The sequence below is a fragment of the Actinomycetota bacterium genome, assembly GCA_036280995.1.
In the GTDB taxonomy this organism is placed as follows: Bacteria; Actinomycetota; CALGFH01; order CALGFH01; family CALGFH01; genus CALGFH01.
Map to the genome: position 1 here is coordinate 1 of DASUPQ010000483.1, position 2,222 is coordinate 2,222.

Here is a 2,222-nt window from a genome sequence, read left to right on the forward strand (position 1 = left end):
CCCCACCAGATCGGCGCGGTAGCGGGCCACGTCCCGCAGCCGACGGATCGCCGGTGGCGGGACGAAGCTGGGCCGCAGCATCTGCCGCTCGGCGACCTTGGCAAGCCACACCGCGTCCAGCCGGTCGGTCTTGGGCCGGCCCGGCAGGTGCTTGACGTCTTTGGCGTTGACCAGCCAGACCTCAAACCCCTGGGCCTCTAGCAGGTAGAACGGGGCCTTCCAATAGTCGCTGGTTGCCTCCATGACCACCCGGGTCACGCCCAGCTCACCCAGCCGATCAGCCAGCACCAACAGCGACCGGGTCATCGTGGTGTAGGTCCGCACCTCCTGCAGGCGCCTGCCCCGCTTGCCCTCACCAGGCACCCGGAGCAGCAGACCAGCTCCGCCTTGCCGATATCCAACGCCGCGACCCGCTCGATGAGCTCCTCGGTGTCTTGGGTCTCTTCCAGCACCCGGCCTCCTCCTCGCCGACCCGACAACAGCACGGTTGCCCGCAGGAGCCACAAGGGACAGGCGAATCTGATCCGCGTGCTCAAGGCGACAGTGACGGGCCCACGGCGCGGCTCCCAGCGCCCGGCTGTTTACCGACCTCAACGATCACAGGCTTGCGGCGTCAGCGGGCAACCAGCCCGATCTTCACCCAAGGCGGGCGTCCCAGCAGGGAACACGGGGGCTGTTTAGGAGATACTCGCCCATCTTCTGGGCTGTTTAGGAGATACTCGCCCATCTTCTGGGCTCTACGTTCCAGTAGGGTCTGGGCAGCTCAAGTTGGGAAGGCATTCCGTTGAGTGGGGTCTGGTTGGCTGCAGTAGGCCCTGGTGGAATGACTGTGAGAATGCCCATGGTTCGGTGATGATCCGGACCGTGATCGGTGGCGGTGGGCGTGACCCTTGGAATGACTGACCCTGGTGGTGTCATGCGCGGACTTGTCCGCCCGCCGCTGCCGGAGCGGCCCGGAACCGGCGCTGCTGGCCTGATGTAGGAGCCTGACCACCCGAGGCAAGCGGGTGTGTCCCATCACAGTCCTGCCGTGCGTCCGGTCCGGACCGACCCGTCCACGTCGTCTCCGGGCAAGGAGTCAACGCAATGCACATGCTGGCAGACCTCGTCGAGCTCGTCATCGGGGTCGACACCCACAAGCACACCCACACCGCGGCGGTCGTGGCCGCCACCACTGGCGCGCTGCTCCAGCAGCTGACCGTGCCGGCCACCCCGGCCGGCTACCAGCAGCTGCTGGAGCTCGCCGACCGACACGACGGTCGACGGGTGTGGGCGATCGAGAGCACCGGTGGCTACGGCGCCGGGCTGACCCGGTTCCTGCATACCCAGGCCGAACAAGTGGTGGAGCTGGACCGGCCCAAGCGGGCTGCCCGCCGCCACGGCGCCAAGTCCGACTCCCTGGATGCGACCAGGGCGGCCCGCGAGGCCCTGAGCCGCGACCAGCTCGCCCAGCCCCGCGCCGCCGGCCACCGGGCGGCGTTGTCGGTGCGGCTGGCCGCCCGCCGCTCCGCGGTCCAGGCCAGCACCGACGCCCAACGCCAGCTGCACGCCCTGGTGGTCGCCGCCCCCGACGCCCTCCGCAGCCGGCTGCGGGATCTCACCACGCCTCGCCTGGTCAGCACCTGCGGGCGGCTGCGTCAGCGGGTCAACGGGGATCCTGAGACCGCCGCCACCGCAGCCAGCCTGCGCGCCCTGGCCCGCCGCATCCAAGTCCTGAACGCCGAGATCGCCGACCACACCCGCGCCATCACCACCCTCGTGCGAGCCTGGCGACCCGACCTGCTCAGCAGGACTGGGGTGGGCCCGATCGTGGCTGCGATCGTGCTGTGTGCCTGGTCCCATCCCGGCCGCTGCCCAAGCGACGCCGCCTTCGCCATGCTGGGCGGGGCCGCGCCGATCCCCGCGTCCTCCGGCCAGACGGTCCGGGTGCGGCTGAATCGTTCCGGCGACCGCCAGCTCAACCAGGCCCTGCACGTGGTCGTCCTGACCAGGCTGCGCTACGACCCAGCCACCCGCGCCTATGCCCAGCGGCGACGGGCTGAGGGCAAGACCAACCGCGAAATCAGACGCTGCCTGGTCCGCTACGTCGCCCGCCAGCTCTACCGACTCCTAGAGGCCAACCCGCGCTTTGATCCTACATAGGAGCGTCCCCGCAGCTGGCTCAACTCATGCTGGAGATCGTCAAGCTCGGCATGACGGCGACCGTGCTCGTCGTCATCGCC

At 69.5% G+C, this 2,222-nt stretch carries 2 protein-coding genes; one reads left to right on the top strand and one right to left on the bottom strand.

Annotated elements, in window-relative coordinates; genetic code table 11:
* Positions 1 to 363, bottom strand: a 363-nt coding sequence (locus VF468_16155; GenBank protein HEX5879826.1) for a transposase, incomplete at its 3' end; no start/stop codon positions are given.
* A gap of 729 nt (positions 364 to 1,092) precedes the next feature.
* Between VF468_16155 and VF468_16160 the strand changes: the two genes are divergently transcribed.
* Entirely contained in the window at positions 1,093 to 2,142 is a 1,050-nt protein-coding gene (locus VF468_16160) for an IS110 family transposase (protein ID HEX5879827.1), read from the top strand.
* Positions 2,143 to 2,222 lie beyond the last annotated feature (80 nt).